Genomic DNA, 20,000 nt, shown 5'->3' on the forward strand with positions numbered 1-20,000 from the left:
GCTCCGTAAGGGGCGGTTTTTCATTTTATAATAGTTGCTTAACATAAAAAAGGTTACCTTTATACAAAACAAAAAACCATGCAACAAACTGCTTTAATTACAGGAGCAACCTCAGGTATTGGTAAGGCAACCGCTCAACTTTTTGCTAAAAATAATATCAACTTAATTCTTTGTGGTAGACGTATTGAAAAGCTTGAACAACTACAACAAGAACTATCACAATTTACCAAAGTACATATACTTCAATTTGATGTTCGCTACAACGATGAAGTGAAAAAAGCAATTAACAGTTTACCTGATGAATTTAAACATATAGACATTCTTATTAACAATGCTGGTAATGCACATGGATTAGACAGCTTTCAAAATGGAAATATAGACGATTGGGATGCCATGATAGATGGAAACGTAAAAGGGCTTTTATATGTTTCAAAAGCTGTTATTCCTCAAATGGTAGAGCGTAACAACGGATTTATCTTAAATATCGGTTCTATTGCTGGAAAAGATGTATACCCTAACGGAAATGTGTATTGTGCATCAAAGTTCGCTGTAAACGCTTTAAACAAAGGAATGCGCATAGATTTAAATCAACATAACATTCGTGTGTGTGCTATTCATCCAGGATTGGTAGAAACCGAGTTTTCTGAAGTTCGTTTCAAAGGAGATTCTGAAAGAGCTAAAACCGTATATCAAGGCTACAAAGCACTACAACCTGAAGATATTGCAGATATTATCCATTTTGTAGTTACGCGTCCGTATCATGTAAATATTGAAGATTTAATCGTATACCCTACAGCGCAAGCCAGTGCAACTATTGTGAACAAAAATGCTTAAGTTGTGATTAACAAGCGTCTTTTAATTAAAAACTTACTGTCGCATAACGACGAAAATAGTTTTTATGATAAAAAACAAAAGTTATCCTTAAGTTCTAAAGAAGGAAAAGCGAAATTTATCAAACATATTTGTGCGCTTTCCAACTCAAATCCTAATAACAACTCATATATTGTTATTGGTATTGAAGATGAAGAAAATTCCATAATTGGCGTAGATTTTTATGACGATAGTAAAATTCAAAATTTGGTAAATGCCTATTTGAACAACCCTCCAAAAATAGAATATGAAAACGTTCCTTTTCCTCGCCTACAACGTCATAAAGTAATAGGGTTAGTAACCATTTACCCTAACAACCAAATTACTTCACTTGCAAAAAACGCATGGAAATATCGTAAAGGAACTGTGTTTTATCGCAGAGGAAGCAACTCTATGCCTGCTGAGGATATTTTTGAACTTAAAAACAATAACCAAGCAATTGTTGAAGCTATTGAAAAAAATGCCAGAAACAACATACAACTTACTTTAGATGGTGTTTTTGATTTTATTAATAAACATAAGCCAGAGTACAATCCGAGATATAAAGTATTTAACGAGCAATTTGTACTGTGTTGGGCAGGAAAAAAGAAACTAATTAATGGTGAAGAATTTTTTACTCGAGTAGACATTGAGTTAGTTAATGAACAAGTTCGTTTGTTCTTTTCTTCGTTAGATGATGTACAAATTAGCTATAATGAACAATCATTTATAATTACCGAATACATCGTTTTAGGTATTGATAAAACTGAAAAACGCTATCCGTTAGAAAAAACAATCATTAATTTTAAAGACAACGGAAAGCACGATATTGTTACCGAATTTTTATTTGAGGCGCCTCAATATGATAGTAACATTTTACAACTCATTTACAACAACAACAATAGTATTATAGCAAAAATTGTAAAACACAAGCCGCTATCGGTTACTGAGCATGAAGATGTATTTAGGCTTCCTACTTCCTACTTAATTTGCTATTTAAATGGGTTTTTAAACGCTCCTTTACAATTAAAAAAGGCAAAAAACTATATTAAAAACTTAGAAGATAAAACCACCTATATTAAATACAAAGAAGCGATGCGAGTAATACGTAAGATGAAGTATAGTTAAAACCTTCTTTACTTACAAAAACATTAGCTCAATTTTTTATAATGATGTTCTCTATGATATTTAACAAACTCTTTATCTATAATATGCTTTGGATGTACTTTTAAAATTACCCCATCTATTCCTAAGATATTAAAATTATCATCAATTGATATAATCCCTAAGTCAAACATTGTATGATGATTAGGGCATAAGCATAAAATATTTTCTTTGGTATCAGGTCCATTATGGGGCTTTCCCAAGGCTTTGATATGTGCTGCTTCAGAATAACTAGTAACTTGGCTTTTTATTTGAATTCCACAAACTTGACAAGCATCATTATATAATTCTTTTATGTACTGAGCTATTCTAGTTTCTCTAATAACTCTACTTACAAAATATTTTTGCCGTACAGTTGAACCATAATTTGAAACAGGTTCACTAACTGTATTCCTTTTAACTTCGTCTAGTAGGTTTATTTTATTACTTATTTTTTCTAATCTAAATCTCCAAATTACATAACCACTTTTCCCTTTATCACGCCAATAATCTTTAACTAAAAACAGTCCATCATATCTATATCCCTCTTCTGGAGAAAATTTTGACTGCTTATTATACCCCCTAATTACTCTTACTGGTAATCCTTTTTCACAAGAAATAGCTAATGCTTTATTTCCTCTTGTTAAGGTTTGATCAGCAACTTGAACTTTTGAATTATTACTTCTACCTCCATGCCCTGTATATATAATAATATTACCCAAATCTTCATCATCTTCATAACCTCCAGAAATCACAATTGAATCTGATCCTTCATTTTCAGAACCACTAATTCCAGCTTGAGTCGGCCTATGAACTTTAGAAATAGAAAGATCTATCCTATTATCAAAAGAATCTCCTTCAAAAATCCCTTTTATTTCACCAAATATCCTCTTTTTCATACAAATTTGTTAAATTTCAACAATCAACCCATTATAACAAAGTCAATTACCTAAATCGTACTATCTCATCACCAATTGAATAATCGTAATTATTCCAATCAACAAGATAAAAGACAACGACAGACTCCTAAATTTATCTTGTGGTATGTGAGCTAATATTTTCTTTCCGATAAATGAACCTACCAAACCAATAAAAAATAAAAAAGGCACATATTTTAAATCGTGATCATGAATATAACCGTTTTGATAATACACAAAAGTTCTTGAAAAATCGATCATAAAATCTATAAAAGCAGAAGTTGCTATAAACACACTCTTTTCTAAATTAAAAGCTGCCATAGTTAACCCTCTTATAGCTCCACCTGTGCCTAATAATCCTGCTGAAAATCCTGACAGAGCACCACCTACAACAGCATTTTTTCTGTTAGGAGAAAAAGAAAACTTATTTCTAATCAAGAAAAAAGCACTAAATGCTACTAAAAAAACACCTAAAAATATTTCTAAATATGTACTGTTTAAATGTTTTGATAATACACCTCCTAAGATTACAAAAACCACTGAAGGAACTCCTATATTTATTAATAGCTTCTTATCTAATCCTTTTTTGAATAAAAAGATTTTACTCACATTACTCGACAAGTGAAAAATAGCTGTAAGTCCTAAAACGGAATAAAAATCGAAATAAAAATTTCCTAACGGAACAAAGAAAACAGATGATCCGAAGCCGCCTATTGTTCCAATTATTTCAGCCACTAAAGCTAGTAGTAAAAATATAAAGTTAATATCTTTCATTTGCACCTTTTAAGTAACGAAGGTACTTGGTTTTATATTAAGAATCAATCTATGTTTTAGGTAAAAAATAACCCTTGAAATTATCAAGGGTTAGAATTTTTTAAATTTTTTTACTTTCCTCCATTTAATGTTTCTTGCCAATCTTTAAGCTCTTGCCATTTACCTTCTGAAGCTAACTGAGCTTGTTTTGGCCACGTATCTGGTTTATGAATTTTATAACGATCTCCCCCACTATTTAATACTTCTCGACATTTTTCTACAGATATTTCACCTAATTTTTTCCATGTATCAATTCCAAAATTGTGAAAAAGACTTTCTATTTTGGGTCCAATACCTTCCACTATTTTCAAGTCATTTTCTTTTATCTTTTTACCAAAAATTTTCTTTACTAATGCACTATCAAAAGAAGTTTCTGTACTTTTTCTTGCAAATTTTAAATCTGTTTCTAAGTTTGAGTTATTCTCTCTACAAGTTCGTAAACTAGCTTCTAATTTTGCGATTTTATTCTTCAAAAGAACAATCTCATCTTCTTTTATGTTTTTACAAGATAATTTCCCTATCAAAAAGCCAAAAAAAGCAGTAATAAGTCCTACTAATAATGGAATTAATATACACCAATTCATAGTTTCTGTTTTAAATTTATTTTAGTTGATTCCTGATTTTTATCGTTATGTATTACATGTTGTTGTTTTTCAATAGCACAATAATGTTTCTTACAACATAAATACCAACACAACAAAGTACCTACTACAATAGTTAAAAAAATACCATACAAATATGTTGATCTCTTACTCATTTAAAACATCTTAATTTACTGATTGTTAATTTATTAAAAATTATTTAATCTATTAAGAGATTTTTAAGAACTCATCTTAAATAATTGTTAAGCATCAATTTTTATTGAAACGTTTATTTGAAACAAGCGTCTTTTAGCTGTAACCTAATCTTAAAATAAAAACGTAACATCATGAAAAAATTTGTATTAACTGCTTTAGCAATCGCTTTATCTTTCGGAACTATTACTGCTGCTTCAACTTCATATGAAGCTCCTGTTAAAACTAACCTTGAATACTCCAACGTAAGTACTTTTTGTAAATTAATTAGAGCTGGAAACTTTGAAGCTGTAAAAGCTATGGTTGAAAACGGAACAGATATTAACAGAAAGTCTGTAGGATTAACTCCATTAATGTTTGCTGCCAGATATAACAAGGCAGAAATTGTTCAATTATTAATTGATAATGGAGCTAAATTAAAAGTAAAATCAGAAAGAGGATATACTGCCTTAGAATATGCTAAAATGTCGAAAGCACACGAAGCTTATAAAGCTATTGCGGCGGCTTTAGAAAAATAGTATAACCAACAACTTAGATAAAAACAAAAAGTCTCATCGAAATGATGAGACTTTTTTATGTTTTGAAAACTGTGTTTTCTTATAAATCGAACTTAATTCCTTGTGCTAAAGGTAGCTCATCAGAATAATTTACAGTGTTAGTCTGACGACGCATGTACACTTTCCAAGCATCAGATCCAGACTCACGTCCACCACCTGTTTCTTTTTCACCACCAAAAGCTCCACCAATTTCAGCTCCAGAAGTACCAATGTTTACGTTAGCAATACCACAATCAGACCCTGCAAATGATAAGAATTTTTCAGCTTCTTTCATTTCATTTGTCATGATTGAAGAAGATAATCCTTGCGCAACTCCGTTTTGTAATTCAATAGCATTTTCAACACCACCTGAATACTTCATTAAGTATAAAATCGGAGCAAATGTTTCGTGTTGAACAATTTCAAAATGGTTTTCTGCTTCAATAATTGCTGGCTTTACATAACATCCACTTTCGTAACCTTCTCCTTCTAAAACTCCTCCTTCAACTAATACGTTTCCTCCTTCAGCTTTTGCTTTTTCAATAGCAGCTAAATAAGTATTTACTGAATCTTTATCAATTAATGGTCCAACGTGATTATTTTCATCTAATGGGTTTCCAATCTTAATTTGACCGTAAGCTCCAACAATCGCATCTCTTACTTTATCGTATACAGATTCGTGAATGATTAAACGACGTGTTGAAGTACAACGTTGACCACAAGTACCTACAGCTCCAAATACAGCTCCAGGAACTACTACTTTTAAGTCAGCTGTTGGAGTAATGATAATTGCATTGTTTCCTCCTAATTCTAATAAAGATTTACCGAAACGCTCAGCAACTTTAGCACCAACAATACGTCCCATTCTTGTAGAACCAGTAGCTGATACTAAAGGAATACGTGTATCTTCAGTAATGTATTCACCAACTTTATAATCTCCATTAACAATACAAGAAATTCCTTCTGGTAAATTGTTAGCTTTTAAAACCTCAGCTATAATGTTTTGACAAGCAACTGAACATAAAGGAGCTTTTTCTGAACCTTTCCATACACATACGTTACCACAAATCCATGCTAAAGCTGTGTTCCAAGACCAAACTGCTACAGGAAAGTTAAATGCTGATATAATACCAACAACTCCTAATGGGTGCCATTGCTCTCTCATTACGTGTCCTGGTCTTTCTGAAGGAATTACTTGTCCGTTTAATTGACGAGATAAACCTACAGCAAAATCACAGATATCAATCATTTCTTGAACCTCACCTAAACCTTCTTGGTAAGATTTTCCCATTTCATAAGAAACTAATTTACCTAACGGCTCTTTTAACTCTCTTAATTTGTTTCCAAATTGACGTACAATTTCTCCACGTTGAGGTGCAGGCATTGTTCTCCAGCTTTTAAATGCTGAAGTAGCAGCATCCATCACTTTTTCGTAATCTTCTTTGGTAGAAGCTTTTACTTTTCCTATTAACTTTCCATCTACTGGTGAATATGATTCTATAATTTCACCGTTTGAAAAGTTTACTGAACCTGTTGAAGTTCCTTCATTTATCTCTTTTAATCCTAAAGTAGCTAATGCTTCTTTGATACCAAAATCTGCCATATTTTATATTGTAATTTTAGTTGTTTAAATTTAAAGCTCAAAACTACGAATAATTTTACAATTAATAAATTAAACAAACAGTGTTGTTTTTGTTTAAAAATTAACAAATAATCATGAAAAACATTTACCTACTACTTTCTTTACTGTTGTTTTTATCAGCATGTAATACACCTAAAAAAACTTCTAATGAACAAAAAGACACTCCTATAAATGAATTTGCAATTATTATTCATGGAGGTGCTGGTACAATTCTGAAAAAGAATATGACTCCTGAAAAAGAAGCTGCTTATAAAGCTAAATTAGAAGAAGCAGTTAGAACTGGATATGAGATTTTAAAAAATGGTGGTTCTAGTGGTGATGCTGTTGTAAAAACCATTCAGGTAATGGAAGAATCTCCTTTGTTTAATGCAGGAAAAGGAGCTGTTTTTACCCATGAAGAAACTAATGAATTAGATGCTTCTTTTATGGATGGAAAAACACTGAACGCTGGTGCAGTTGCTGGAGTAAAAGATATAAAAAGCCCTATTGAAGCTGCTAGAATAGTAATGACAAACTCAGATCATGTTATGTTATCTGGTTCTGGTGCTTCTCAGTTTGCTAAAGAACAAGGGTTAGAAATTGTAGACCCGAGTTATTTTTATACCGAAAATCGCTTTAAATCTTTACAACGAATTAAAGACAAAGAAAAAACAGCATTAGATCATGATGATAAAGAAGTTTCTTTTTATGATGCTGATATTAAAAATAGTAAGTTTGGTACTGTAGGTTGTGTAGCCTTAGATAAAAATGGAAATATTACTGCGGGAACTTCTACAGGTGGAATGACTAACAAACGTTGGGGACGTATTGGAGATTCTCCTATTATTGGTTCGGGTACTTATGCAAATAATAAAACTTGTGGTGTTTCTTCAACTGGTTGGGGTGAATACTTTATACGATCTCAAGTAGCTTATGATATTTCTGCTCAAATGGAATATCAACAAAAATCATTAAAAGAAGCTACCAAAGATGTTATTCAAAACAAATTAACCAAACTTGGTGGAACAGGTGGTGTTGTTGCACTTGATAAAAATGGTAATATGTCTTTTGAATTTAATACTGCTGGAATGTACAGAGCTTCAATGAATGATAAAGGTGATTTAATCATTAAGATTTACAACGATTAAAACTGATAATTTAAACCTGTATAAATACCTATAAAATATGGCTGAAACCCATTTGAATCATTTTTAAATGTATTTAACTGGGTTTTTAGCATTGGGTTAATATTTAAAGACCATTTTTTACTGAACTTATAATTAAGGTCTACCCCTAAATTTCCACTAAAATTAATAGAGTTTAAGTTATTAGCTTCACCAGAAGTAGAAAAATTCGTGGTATTAAGAGTTACATCATTTTTATTTAAAAACAACGAACTAAAACCAACTACTAATTCTGTTTTAAGCTTTTTCCCTTCTAAGAAATTGTATTTTATTTGTACAGGAACTTCTACATACCCATATTTTTGATTTAACTCTCCATCAAGGCTTCCTGAACTTATAGATACTGAACTTGTACTAAAATCTGTTTGAGAAGTATCGTTTAATGAATAACTTTCACCAGAACTAAAAACTACGTTAGAGCTACTTGATTTTACAGGGTTTACAGCTACATTAGTATTAGAGTACCCCATTTCTTGTAAATGAATTCCTGATTGAAGTGTCCATTTTTTATTTAATTGATATGCCACTTGAACTCCATACGAATAGCTCGTATTTCCCTTTGTTGAATTTGATAAGCTTGCATCTATTGGAGATGATTCAGAAAATGAATTCGAGTTTAATATTGCTACTGTTGGTGAAACAGACCAAGACTTCTTTTTTTCTTCCTCTTCATTTTCCACTTTTTCTTCATTTACAACAGCTAAAAAGTTTTTTTTAGGTTTTAAAACCTTATTAATTGTATCATTTTCTTTTTTCAAAAAGGTGTTTTCTTTCTTTTTAAAAACTGGCAAGCTATTTTCAAGCTTGCCAGTAAGTTGCTCTTGTTTCACAACATCATTTTTTGCTAGTAAAGCCCCTTCAACTACTTTACTTGCTATGTTGTTGCTATCTTTTCCTTGCAACTCTTTTTTGCTAACCTTCACAACATGATTAGCGGTTAAAACTTCATTCTCATGAAGCTTTTCTTTAAATATTCTTTTCTTTTTCATTTCTTCTTTTACAATAACTATTTCTTGCGAATTTTCTTTTATTGGTTCAGTTAATAAAATATCTTTTAGATCATCTTTTTTATTTTCTTCAGATTTTAATGATTCTGATTCAACAATTACTGGATCTATTTTTTCTAAATTCTCTTGTTTATCAATATAAGGATACAATAAAAGTCCTAAAACAAATACTGCAGCAACCCCACCTGAAAACCACCAAATAGGAAAAACACGATGTTTTTTCTTTTTTTGCAGTTTTTCTTCAATAGCGCTCCATACTCTTTCGTTTGGAGTAACCTCCAAATCTTTAAATCTTTCTTGAAAAAGTCTATCGATGTTTTTTTCTTCCATCATTTATGCCTTTTGCGCTGTTGCTTGATACACTTCTACCTCTTTTTTTAATAATTGACGTGCTCTTGATAAATTAGATTTTGACGTTCCTTCAGTAATATTTAGTAACGACGCTATTTCTTTATGCGAGTAATTGTCTAACACATATAAGTTAAAAACTAAACGATATCTATCTGGTAAATTTTGAATAAACCCTAATAATACATCCACATTTACACTTTCTGTTTCAAGTACAACTTCTTCTTCTAATTCTTCACTCACCCCTTCTGTTACCAATTGTAAAGGCGATTTCTCTCTATATTTTTGTAAAGCTGTATTTATAGTTATTCGCTTCATCCATCCTTCAAAAGATCCTTGATCTTTGTATTGAGATATCTTTTTAAAAATGGTTAAAAAGCTGTCTTGCAACGTATCTTCTGCATCTTGATAATTTTGAGAATACTTTAAACAAAGCGCAAAAAGTTTACCAGAAAATAACTGATAAACTTGAGCTTGAGCTGCTATATTTTGACGACAGCATTCTTGTATGAGTTTCTCTAAATTGATGTTACAAATTTACTGGAATTACCACTTCTTCGTAAACATCTTCTCCTTCTTCATTTTTACCTTTCCAAAACTTGAATACATAATCTTCTACTTGTGTTGCTTCAACAGTAAAAGCGTACTCTTCTTCTCTAAGTTCTTCAGTACAAGCTCCATCAAGATTTACTATAGCTGTACCAGCAACTATTCTAGTGGTATCAACCTTTTGGTAGTACAATCCATCAAAAGCATAACAACTATTAGGTAGTGTATATTTTATTTTAATAGTATCTACCTCCCCATAGGTAAAGCTCTCAGGAGTTTCGGCGCTGTCAATCTTTAAAAACTCATATCTAAAATTTGGTCCATCATCGTCTAAACAAGAATAAAACGTAAACACACTCAAAAAAAGAATCAAAAATTTTTTCATTACTTATATTTTACTGATTTATCTACTAGATGAAAAAAAATTAAAAAGGTTGCGTGTAATACTTGTATTTTTGTCAAAGTTTATGAAAAGTACCGTTTTTAACATAAAATCTACTGAAGATTTCAAGAATATAGCACTGCAAGTTTTTAAGCATCAATTTGCTAATAACAAAGTATATCGCTCTTTTTGCGATTTAATCTATGTTCATCCTTCTGATGTACATACTATTGAACAAATTCCATTTTTACCTATTCAGTTTTTTAAAACTCGTGAAGTACTTTCATCTACTGATGAAATTCAAGAAACCTTTACAAGTTCTGGAACTACAGGAAGTACAACTAGTAAACATTTAGTAACTGACTTATCATGGTATGAAACCAGTTACTTAAAAGGTTTTAAGCATTTTTACGGAAATATAGAAGATTACGTGGTACTTGCCTTATTACCTAATTATTTAGAACGTAAAGGATCTTCTTTAATTTACATGGTTGATGATTTAATTAAGCGTTCTCAACACTCGGAAAGCGGATTCTACCTCAACAATCTTAATGAGTTAGCACAAAAGCTTAAGTTCCTAGATACCCAAGGAAAAAAAGTACTTTTAATTGGTGTTTCTTTTGCTTTGCTCGACCTAATAGAGCAATATGACTTCAACCTTTCTAATACTATTATTATGGAAACTGGAGGTATGAAAGGGAGAAGAAAAGAACTTATTCGTAACGAATTACACACGATTTTAAGTAACGGATTTGGTGTGAAAAATATACATTCCGAATATGGAATGACAGAGTTGTTAAGTCAAGGATATTCAAAAGGTAATGGTCTTTTTAACTGTCCGCCTTGGATGCAAATATTAACTCGTGATCCTGAAGATGCTTTAACTATTTTACCAAAAGGAAAATCAGGAGGAATTAATGTAATTGATTTGGCAAACTATAATTCTTGCTCATTCATAGCAACACAAGATTTAGGAAAAGTATATCAAGACAATAGTTTTGAAATCATCGGACGTTTTGATAATTCTGATATTAGAGGTTGTAATTTGATGGTTTTGTAATTTTTTGTCTTAGACTATTAAAAACCAACAACTTTAATACTTTCGTTTTGTAATACTTACAGCTTTTCGTCGACTACTTTCTAAATTAGTAGACGATGAAAAATACCATTACACTTCTTTTACTTATCATTTCAAGTACTTTATTCTCCCAAAAAACAGAATATTACCTTAAAAAAGGATATATAGCCGAAGGTTACGATGTTGTTTCTTATTTTAACAAGAAACCACTTGAGGGAAATAAAAAATATCAAACAATTTATGATGGTGTAAAATTTAAGTTTTCTTCAGAAAAAAATTTAGCCTTGTTTAAAAAAAATCCAACTAAATACATCCCTCAATATGGAGGCTATTGTGCCTATGCCATTGGAAAAACAGGCGAAAAAGTAAGTATTGATCCTAAAACCTTCGAAATTAGAGACGGTAAACTATATCTCTTCTATAACTCCTGGGGAACCAATACATTAAAGCTATGGTTAAAAGAAAACCCTGAGCAATTAAAAAAACAAGCAGATATCAACTGGAAAAAAAGAATTCATAGATAAATCCTTTGTATCTAAAATTTTCAGTTCTTTTTATTCTTACTTTTGGTAGATAAAAAACATCTATGAACAATTTTTCTTTTTTTAACCGAGCCAATATTCAGCAAGAGTTACAAACAACTGAGTTCGATATTTTAGTAATTGGCGGTGGAATAACGGGTGCAGGTATTGCTTTAGATGCGGCATCACGCGGAATGAAAGTCGCCCTAATTGAAAAAAATGATTTCGCTTCGGGTACTTCAAGTAAATCAACTAAACTTATCCATGGTGGATTGCGATACCTAAAACAATTTGATTTTTGGTTGGTAAAAGAAGTAGGAACTGAACGTGCCATTGTTCATAAACTAGCGCCACATTTGGTAATTCCTGAAAAAATGATTTTACCGTTAATTGAAGGTGGAACTTACGGTTCGTGGTTAACCTCTATCGGATTAAAAGTATACGATGTATTAGCTTCTGTAGAAGGAGATGATAAACGTAAAATGCTTGATAAAAAGGAAGCGTTAGAAAAAGAGCCTTTGTTACCAGAGAATATTTTAAATGGTGCTGGTTTTTATGCTGAATATCGTACCGATGATGCTCGTTTAACTATAGAGGTTTTAAAAACAGCTAGTCAATACGATGCTCAAATACTTAACTACACACGTGCAGACGAGTTTATCTATGAAAACAAACGTGTAGTAGGTGCTAAAGTAACAGATGCTTTTACTGATGAAAGTTATGATATAAAAGCTAAATATGTAGTAAATGCAGCGGGGCCATGGGTAGATGAATTACGTCAAATAAACAATTCAAAAATTGGAAAGCGTTTGCATTTAACCAAAGGAGTTCACTTAGTTGTTCCGCATGAAAAATTACCTGTAAAACAATCTGTATATTTCGATATTCCTGATGGCCGTATGATGTTTGCTATTCCTCGTGGAAAAGTAACTTATTTCGGAACTACCGATACCAATTATCAACAAGATAAAGACACCGTTGAAACCTCAATGGTTGATGCTTTATATTTAATTGAAGCAGTAAATAACATGTTTCCAGATATTCAATTAACTATTGATGATATTCAGTCTTCATGGGCTGGATTACGTCCGTTAATTCACGAAGAAGGAAAATCAGCTTCAGAATTATCTAGAAAAGATGAAATTTTTGTATCTGACACCAAATTAATATCAATTGCTGGAGGAAAATTAACAGGTTACAGAAAAATGGCAGAGCGTATCGTGGATATTGTTGCTAAAAAAATGAAAAGACGTTTTGAGGTAGATTTCGACCCTATTCAAACTGAAGAAATTGTGTTAACTGGTGGACCATTTCAAAATTATAAATCGGTAAAATTATATAGCAATCAGGTTTATAAACGTATAAAATCGTTTGGTTTTACTGAAAAAGATGCCAATTATTTGGTGCATAACTACGGAAAACAAACCGAACTTATTTTAGATAAGTTTGATGAGTTAGAAGAAGAAAACCTTGAAAAACGTTTATTACAAGCTGAAATCTGGTTTACGACTAAACACGAAATGACTTGTACTCCTACCGACTTTTTTATGAGAAGAACTGGTCGTTTATTTTTTGATAAACCTAGTGTTGATATCCATAAAAACTTTGTAATACAAGAATTTGCTAAACGTTTTAACTGGAATAATGAAACAACTTTATTACACAAAAAAGAACTAGAAGAAAAAATAAATTTAGTAGTAAATTTTAACTAGTTTCTTATCTAAAAAATTGTCATAGAATCATATCTTTGGCGGCTTCAAAAGCCTTACTATACAAAAGGCTTTTACTTTAAATTTTTTAGTAATATGAAACAACTGGTATTCGTCTTTTTTTTATTTGTTACTCTTATAGCTAAAAGTCAAACTAATATTATTTCTAATTCTGATTTCAATAATATTAAAATCAATAATATCACCTTGAGTGATTTAAAAAAAACGCTTGGAAAACAAACGAAGATAGAATCTCTGTTAGGTACTTCTAATTCTTATGAAGATAATGGCTTTTACTATTATTATAAATTCAATGGATTAAAAATTGATTTTTCTACTTCTGGAAGAAAACCTTACATTGAATCGTTTGATGTTTTAAATAATGAAGCTAGTTTTACTATTAAAGGTATTACAGTAACTGTAGGAGACCCTATTAGTAAATTAGGAACTATTGACCTAAGTACTGGTAGAAATGGTGATAAAAGCATTTTATTTGCTGAATGTGATAGTTGTGATGTTTTTATTAATATTGACTTCGATCAAACAACAAAAAAGATTACAAAAATCAATTATTTTGATATGTCTTAATTGATATTACAGTTAAAAAACACATACAAAAAACCCCTGAAACTTAGTTTCAGGGGTTTTTAATTATTTTACTACTCTATTTTTTCATGTTCTTCCAAATCTTTTGTCAGGTCTAATTTTCGAAGGGTTGGATTTAAAATTCCAGTAGTTACGACCGTAATTAAAGTCATCGTTCCACCAAAAACAACGGCTGTTACTGTTCCCATTAATTTTGCTGTTACTCCGCTTTCAAAAGCACCTAATTCATTAGAAGAACCAACAAACATAGAGTTTACTGAAGCCACTCTACCACGCATATGATCGGGTGTTTTTAATTGTAAAATCGTTTGACGAATAACCATTGAAACTCCATCAGTAACTCCACTAAAAAACAGTGCTACGATTGAAATCCAGAAAACAGACGATAATCCAAAGACTATGATACAAACTCCAAAGCCAAAAATAGCTGCTAAGAGCTTCATTCCTGCATTTCTACTGATAGGTATGTAAGCAGTTATTAACATCGTTAAAAACGCTCCTACAGCAGGTGCAGCACGTAAAACCCCAAATCCTTCAGGACCTACTTTTAAAATATCTTGTGCATACACTGGTAATAAAGCTACAGCCCCACCAAACAATACCGAAATCATATCTAACGTAATGGCTCCTAAAATCGCTTTTGTCTTATATACAAAACGAACTCCTTCTTTTAAACTTTTCATGACTGGCTCACCAATCTTCGGATTTAAAATTGGTTTCTTTTTGATAAAGAAAACGGTTAAAAATGATACAGAAACCAGTCCAAAAACAATACACAAAGACCAATGCACACCAATCCAAGAAATGGTTAAACCTGCAAAAGCAGGACCTAATACTGAGGCTATTTGCCATGTAGAACTACTCCATGTTGCCGCATTTGGATATAATTTTTTTGGAACAATTAAAGCGATTAATGAAAAAATTGTTGGTCCGAAAAAAGATCGTAACAATCCACCAAAAAATACCAATGCATAAATTGCATACAGAATAGTTTTTTGTTCCCATCCTTCAACAAAACTAGGTAAAGTTAAAAAGAATAAACCTAAACTTATGAGAGAAAATAACCCAATACATAAAGCAAGTAAGTTTCGTTTCTCCTTTTGATCAACAATATGCCCTGCAAACAATGCCATGGATACAGCTGGAATTACTTCCATCAATCCAATAATACCTAATGACAACGGATTTTTTGTGATACTGTACACTTGCCACTCAATGATGATAAATTGCATAGACCAAGCAAATACCAAAGCAAAACGGACTAAAAGAAAAATGTTGAACTCTTTAATTCTGAGGGAAGAGTAGGGATCTTTTTTTTCCATGGATTAATTCAATTTCAAATCCATTAAAATGGAGAACGTTTCATTTACATCACGTTCTTTTACCACAATGGTCATTTCATGAGTGGTAGATATTACTTCTTGTACAGCAATATTAGCCCATGCAAATTGCTTTAAAATAAAGTAATAAATTCCTGATTGATCTAAGTTTTCTTTTGGAAGCTTTAACGTGATTGACGCTAAATCGTTCACATTATTAATTAATGTTTCTTTCTTAAAAATTTCTTCAACATAGGGTTGTAAATTTTTACTAGTAACAATGTTTGTTTCAAAGATTCCTTGTGAAACGGTTAAGAAATAATCGTTACTATCAGCAGACTTACTTAAAATTTTAGCAATTTCTTTTAGTAATGAAGTGGTATTTTTAAATGTAAAATCGCACAAATCTGAACGTACAATTACATCACCTAAATTTAATGCTAGTCGTTTAATGTTTTTACGAACTCTCAATTCATTTGCTGGAGATAGCCTATTAATTGCCATCATTACTGCACCAACTTTTACTTCTTTCTTTAAAAGCTTTGAAACTTCTGGTAAGATTTCTCTTGCTAATGAAGATACATTTATTAACTTTTCATTTAAAGCCTCTTCTATAAAAGGCGTTTTTCTGATGGTAATTTCAACAGCTTCTTGAATTGTTTTCATCTGTTTAATTTTAATTATTCCTTAGGGTCAGATGTAATTCGCCAATAATTATCTCAATAGAAATTAAGAGTTGTTATGGCTCATTTCATAATTGTTTGTTTTTAAACTAAAAGTAATAAAAATATAATAATTAGTAATATTATACCATTACTTAATTTTCATCAAAAATTTAACAAAAAAATTTACTAATCAGATTTTTAAATTAACTTTGTTATTATTTTTCTATACAAAACCTATAAACAACTCAATTATAGAAGCGATTGATGGGGCTTCTTAATTCATTTTAAGAAGGATTATTTGTACAAATGCAAACAACTAATCTAATCTATTTGTTAACTTTAAAAACTCATCTTTCGCTTCTTTTTTGTCATATAAGACATTATATACAGCGTTTATTATTGGAGTTTTTGCACCGTTATTTTGATTAATTTGATATGCACTTTTAGTAGCATAATATCCTTCTGCAACCATACTCATTTCTAGCATAGCAGATTTTACCGTATAACCTTTACCTATCATATTTCCAAACATTCTATTTCTACTAAATGTAGAATATCCTGTAACTAACAAATCACCTAAATAAGCTGAGTTGTTAATGTTACGCTTCATTTTATGTACTTTTTTAATAAAACGTTTCATTTCACGAATTGCATTACTCATTAGTACTGCTTGAAAATTATCTCCATAGCCTAAACCATGAGCTATTCCTGCTGCAATTGCATAAATGTTTTTTAGCATTGCTGCGTATTCAGTACCTATAATATCGTCGGAAATTTTTGTTTTTATATAGCGACCTGCTATTGATTCGCTTAACTCTTTAGCCTTTTCTTCGTCTTGACACGCCAATGTTAAATATGATAAACGTTCCATCGCCACTTCTTCAGCATGACAAGGACCAGAAATAACTCCTATACTTTCATACGGTACATTATATGTTGTATGGAAATGCTCTCCTACTATTAATCCTGATTCTGGAACAATGCCTTTAATTGCAGAAAACACAACTTTATTTTCTAACGAAACATTCAATTTTTCTAACTCTTTGTTTAAAAAAGCAGATGGAATAGCAAAAATTAACACATCGTAATTTTCAACAATATAATTCATATCATCTGACAAATCCAGTTGTTCTGGATGCAATTCAGCAGAACTTAAATAACTTGGGTTGTGTTTATTGCGTTTAATATGTTCAATTGCATACACACTACGCATATACCAACCAATAGTTTCTAAATTTTCGGATAACATTTTAACAATAGCAGTTGCCCAGCTTCCTCCTCCTAATACAGCTATTTTAGTTTGATTGCTCATAAGTAGTATTTGTTTGTATGACAAAATTAAGAAATCTATAAACTACTCTCTAATCTTAAACCTTATTATATTTGAATTTTAAAAAATTATTGAAACATATGAACGTACAAATTATAAACAAGTCCAAACATCAAACTCCTACATACGAAACAGAAGAATCTGCTGGAATGGATTTACGCGCTAATATAGACGAAGCAATTGTTTTAAAACCACTTGAAAGAGCTATTATTAAAACAGGGTTATTTATTGCACTACCTGTTGGATATGAAGCACAAGTTCGTCCACGTAGTGGACTCGCTGCTAAAAAAGGAATTACCGTATTAAACTCTCCTGGTACAGTAGATGCTGATTATCGTGGTGAAATTGGAGTGATTTTAGTAAACTTATCTAACGAAGATTTTGTAGTAAACGATGGTGAACGAATTGCGCAATTAGTTATTGCAAAACACGAACGAGTAAACTGGCAAGAAGTAGAAGTTTTAAACGAAACTGAACGTGGTGCTGGTGGTTTTGGTAGTACAGGAGTTTAAATTACAATACCATTTAATTGATATTAAAAATCCGAAGTTAATAACTTCGGATTTTTTCTTTAAAAAGAAAAAATGGTGTAGTTTTTGATGTTAAAATAACAAAAAAACCTCAGCTAAATGCTTAGTCTATGAAAAAAAATGAATTAAATTACCTACTTATTTCTAAACTTTTTTTTACCTCAATTATACTCTTGTTAGTATCTAATATAGGTACAAGTTTTGGACAAACTTTTTCTGGTAAAATATTAGATAAAGATTCTCTTGATCCTATAGAAAATGTGAATATATACTTAACTAAAAATAGCCGTAATGGAACTGCATCTAATAAAAAAGGAGAGTTTATTTTAAAAATTCAACATAAAATTCAAAAAAAAGATAGCATTGCTTTTTCTAGTGTTGGATATAAAACCTATACAACTACTATAGCTTCATTAAAAGAAAATAACAACCGTATATTCTTATCTAAAGAAAATAACTATTTAAAAGAAGTATCACTCAAAGGAAAAAGAAAACAATCTAGAATTAAGTTTAAAAAAATAGCTTCATTAAAATCTAGACTTTTTTCTCCAGCATCTGTCATTGTAGGAAGCAAAATATACATATCTGGTGGTGATAAAAGTGTTACTGATGATAGTTTTAAAAGAGTTACCGATAAAGTTAATAAAAAATATCTGGATCCTTCATTTGCTGCTATTATGAGTGAATGGTATCCTAGTCAATCTTTTAAAGCTTATAATGATAAGCTAATTATTTATGATATAGAAAAAAATGTTTTTGAAATATCTAATATAAAAATTGAAAATAGGGCTTATCATCAAATGAAAATATATAAAGATGATATTTATATACTAGGAGGTAAAAAACTAGAAAAATTCAATGGAACTGAATACTTACACAACAAAATTGAAGTCATAAACTTAAAAAAAGCCACTGTAAAAGTAGATCGTACAAACCCACACCAAGCTGTAAACTTTTGTTCTTTTTTATATAAAGACAATATTGTTACTATGGGTGGATCTGTTAAAATAAATAAAGATGGTACTAAAAAATATACTGATAAAATACACTTATATAATTTACCTACTGGTTTATGGTATGAATTGGGTAAAATGAATGAACCTAAAGAAGTTGTTGGAATAAATATAGATGAAAAATTTTTCACCATTAGTGGTTCAGATAACCAATCTTTTTCAAAAATAGAATCGTGGAATATTAATACAGGAAAATGGTCTTTTGAAGGTAATTTATTTTTTAATTTGAATAAACCTGCTCTAACAAAAAACAAGAATAATATTTACATTTATGATAATGGGAATTTATTGATTTACAATGTACTTAATAAAGTATTAAAACAGTATACAATAAACTTATATCTAAAAAATTCTAAAATGCATTTTTATAAAGATGAGTTATATATAATAGGCGGTTATAAAGAAACAGAGTACTCTAAAGAACCTTCTTCTGGAATCTATAAAATAGATATATCTGAGTTTAATAAAACCAAGGTAATTAACTCTAAAAAGTTTTAAAAACCTGACTCATTTTTCTCTTTTCATCAAATAATAATTCAAAATCAAGAAAACAGTGTGAATGGTATTGGTATCCTACTTTTTTATAAAACTCAAAAGCTTGCGGTTTTTCATCCATAGTATCTAACCATATCAATTCATATTGTTTTTTTATAGCTTCTTCTTCTAACCAAGCCAATAATTGCTTACCTATACCTTTACCTTGAGTCTTTTTATGTAAATAAATTCGATGAAGTTTCAATGACTTTTTCTCCTCAAATCCCTTTAAATTTTTATTCCATAAAATTCTAAAAACTCCTACTATTTCATTCTTATATTGAATAAAATAATAACTGGTATTTTCTTCTGATAATTCTTTTTCTAAGTTAGTTTTTGAAAATTGACTTTGTACATACCAATCGCCACCATCTTTCCAAAAATCTCTGTAAGCATCTTTATATACATCATTCATTAAAGCACCAAGAATTTTAAAATCTGTTACTTGTATTTCTTTGATTTGTAAATAATTAGATATCTTAATCATATTTATTTTTTATAAAAAAAAGCTGTTCTTTTATGAAGAACAGCTTTTTAAATAGTAATAGTTTG

At 30.5% G+C, this 20,000-nt stretch carries 21 protein-coding genes; 10 read left to right on the plus strand and 11 right to left on the minus strand.

Annotated elements, in window-relative coordinates; genetic code table 11:
* Positions 1 to 78 precede the first annotated feature (78 nt).
* The gene (locus N534_RS0105850) at positions 79 to 834 is read left to right on the plus strand and encodes an SDR family NAD(P)-dependent oxidoreductase (RefSeq protein ID WP_028891592.1); all 756 of its coding nucleotides are present in this window, start codon (positions 79 to 81) and stop codon (positions 832 to 834) included.
* 3 nt (positions 835 to 837) lie between these two features.
* A complete protein-coding gene (locus N534_RS0105855; protein WP_028891593.1) occupies positions 838 to 1,977 on the plus strand; it encodes an ATP-binding protein in 1,140 nt (379 codons plus the stop codon).
* Positions 1,978 to 2,000: 23 nt separating this feature from the next.
* Here the strand turns inward: N534_RS0105855 and N534_RS0105860 are convergent, their stop codons facing one another.
* From N534_RS0105860 to N534_RS0105870, 3 genes are all read right to left on the minus strand, one after another.
* A complete protein-coding gene (locus tag N534_RS0105860; RefSeq protein ID WP_028891594.1) occupies positions 2,001 to 2,891 on the minus strand; it encodes a YDG/SRA domain-containing protein in 891 nt (296 codons plus the stop codon).
* Between the two features lie 60 nt (positions 2,892 to 2,951).
* On the minus strand, positions 2,952 to 3,683 hold the full coding sequence (locus tag N534_RS0105865) for a sulfite exporter TauE/SafE family protein (RefSeq protein ID WP_028891595.1): 732 nt from the start codon (positions 3,681 to 3,683) through the stop codon (positions 2,952 to 2,954).
* A gap of 110 nt (positions 3,684 to 3,793) precedes the next feature.
* On the minus strand, positions 3,794 to 4,306 hold the full coding sequence (locus N534_RS0105870; protein WP_028891596.1) for a hypothetical protein: 513 nt from the start codon (positions 4,304 to 4,306) through the stop codon (positions 3,794 to 3,796).
* Positions 4,307 to 4,650: 344 nt separating this feature from the next.
* Here N534_RS0105870 and N534_RS0105880 point away from each other — a divergent pair, with 344 nt between their 5' ends.
* Entirely contained in the window at positions 4,651 to 5,034 is a 384-nt protein-coding gene (locus N534_RS0105880; protein ID WP_028891597.1) for an ankyrin repeat domain-containing protein, read from the plus strand.
* 79 nt (positions 5,035 to 5,113) lie between these two features.
* Here N534_RS0105880 and N534_RS0105885 read toward each other — a convergent pair whose 3' ends face one another.
* Positions 5,114 to 6,655, minus strand: a complete 1,542-nt coding sequence (locus N534_RS0105885) for an aldehyde dehydrogenase family protein (protein ID WP_028891598.1) — start codon at positions 6,653 to 6,655, stop codon at positions 5,114 to 5,116.
* Positions 6,656 to 6,768: 113 nt separating this feature from the next.
* Between N534_RS0105885 and N534_RS0105890 the strand changes: the two genes are divergently transcribed.
* Positions 6,769 to 7,821: an isoaspartyl peptidase/L-asparaginase family protein gene (locus N534_RS0105890; RefSeq protein ID WP_028891599.1), complete on the plus strand. Its 1,053-nt coding sequence runs from the start codon at positions 6,769 to 6,771 to the stop codon at positions 7,819 to 7,821.
* Here N534_RS0105890 and N534_RS0105895 read toward each other — a convergent pair.
* From N534_RS0105895 to N534_RS0105905, 3 genes are read right to left on the minus strand one after another with little or no spacing between them, the layout of a single operon-like run.
* Positions 7,818 to 9,197, minus strand: a complete 1,380-nt coding sequence (locus N534_RS0105895) for an outer membrane beta-barrel protein (protein WP_028891600.1) — start codon at positions 9,195 to 9,197, stop codon at positions 7,818 to 7,820. The genes N534_RS0105890 and N534_RS0105895 overlap by 4 nt on opposite strands.
* Positions 9,198 to 9,749 (minus strand): RNA polymerase sigma factor, encoded by a 552-nt coding sequence (locus tag N534_RS0105900; RefSeq protein WP_369791958.1) that lies wholly within the window; start codon positions 9,747 to 9,749, stop codon positions 9,198 to 9,200.
* Positions 9,742 to 10,146 carry a hypothetical protein gene (locus N534_RS0105905; RefSeq protein ID WP_028891602.1) on the minus strand — a complete coding sequence of 135 codons (405 nt, stop codon included), beginning with the start codon at positions 10,144 to 10,146 and terminating at the stop codon, positions 9,742 to 9,744. The genes N534_RS0105900 and N534_RS0105905 overlap by 8 nt, the downstream gene beginning before the upstream one ends.
* An 82-nt stretch (positions 10,147 to 10,228) precedes the next feature.
* Here N534_RS0105905 and N534_RS0105910 point away from each other — a divergent pair, with 82 nt between their 5' ends.
* The 4 genes from N534_RS0105910 (at position 10,229) to N534_RS0105925 (ending at position 14,039) form a co-directional block, all read left to right on the plus strand.
* Entirely contained in the window at positions 10,229 to 11,203 is a 975-nt protein-coding gene (locus N534_RS0105910) for an acyltransferase (protein WP_028891603.1), read from the plus strand.
* A gap of 95 nt (positions 11,204 to 11,298) precedes the next feature.
* A complete protein-coding gene (locus tag N534_RS0105915) occupies positions 11,299 to 11,745 on the plus strand; it encodes a YHS domain-containing (seleno)protein (RefSeq protein ID WP_028891604.1) in 447 nt (148 codons plus the stop codon).
* 62 nt (positions 11,746 to 11,807) lie between these two features.
* Positions 11,808 to 13,454, plus strand: a complete 1,647-nt coding sequence (locus N534_RS0105920) for a glycerol-3-phosphate dehydrogenase/oxidase (protein WP_028891605.1) — start codon at positions 11,808 to 11,810, stop codon at positions 13,452 to 13,454.
* Positions 13,455 to 13,547: 93 nt separating this feature from the next.
* The gene (locus tag N534_RS0105925; protein ID WP_028891606.1) at positions 13,548 to 14,039 is read left to right on the plus strand and encodes a hypothetical protein; all 492 of its coding nucleotides are present in this window, start codon (positions 13,548 to 13,550) and stop codon (positions 14,037 to 14,039) included.
* A 71-nt stretch (positions 14,040 to 14,110) separates the two neighbouring features.
* Here N534_RS0105925 and N534_RS0105930 read toward each other — a convergent pair whose 3' ends face one another.
* From N534_RS0105930 to N534_RS0105940, 3 genes are all read right to left on the minus strand, one after another.
* Positions 14,111 to 15,379 carry an MFS transporter gene (locus N534_RS0105930; RefSeq protein ID WP_028891607.1) on the minus strand — a complete coding sequence of 423 codons (1,269 nt, stop codon included), beginning with the start codon at positions 15,377 to 15,379 and terminating at the stop codon, positions 14,111 to 14,113.
* A 3-nt stretch (positions 15,380 to 15,382) separates the two neighbouring features.
* A complete protein-coding gene (locus N534_RS0105935) occupies positions 15,383 to 16,042 on the minus strand; it encodes a hypothetical protein (RefSeq protein WP_028891608.1) in 660 nt (219 codons plus the stop codon).
* A gap of 315 nt (positions 16,043 to 16,357) precedes the next feature.
* On the minus strand, positions 16,358 to 17,353 hold the full coding sequence (locus tag N534_RS0105940) for an NAD(P)H-dependent glycerol-3-phosphate dehydrogenase (protein ID WP_028891609.1): 996 nt from the start codon (positions 17,351 to 17,353) through the stop codon (positions 16,358 to 16,360).
* Positions 17,354 to 17,451: 98 nt separating this feature from the next.
* On the opposite strand from N534_RS0105940, the gene dut reads away from it, so the two are divergent.
* Entirely contained in the window at positions 17,452 to 17,883 is a 432-nt protein-coding gene (dut, locus tag N534_RS0105945) for a dUTP diphosphatase (protein ID WP_028891610.1), read from the plus strand.
* 128 nt (positions 17,884 to 18,011) lie between these two features.
* Positions 18,012 to 19,412: a carboxypeptidase-like regulatory domain-containing protein gene (locus N534_RS0105950; protein WP_028891611.1), complete on the plus strand. Its 1,401-nt coding sequence runs from the start codon at positions 18,012 to 18,014 to the stop codon at positions 19,410 to 19,412.
* On the opposite strand, the gene N534_RS0105955 is transcribed toward N534_RS0105950, so the two are convergent.
* Entirely contained in the window at positions 19,399 to 19,935 is a 537-nt protein-coding gene (locus tag N534_RS0105955) for a GNAT family N-acetyltransferase (protein ID WP_028891612.1), read from the minus strand. The genes N534_RS0105950 and N534_RS0105955 overlap by 14 nt on opposite strands.
* Positions 19,936 to 20,000: the final 65 nt, after the last annotated feature.

This window comes from Tenacibaculum sp. 47A_GOM-205m (assembly GCF_000518405.1).
In the GTDB taxonomy this organism is placed as follows: domain Bacteria; phylum Bacteroidota; class Bacteroidia; order Flavobacteriales; family Flavobacteriaceae; genus Polaribacter; species Polaribacter lutimaris.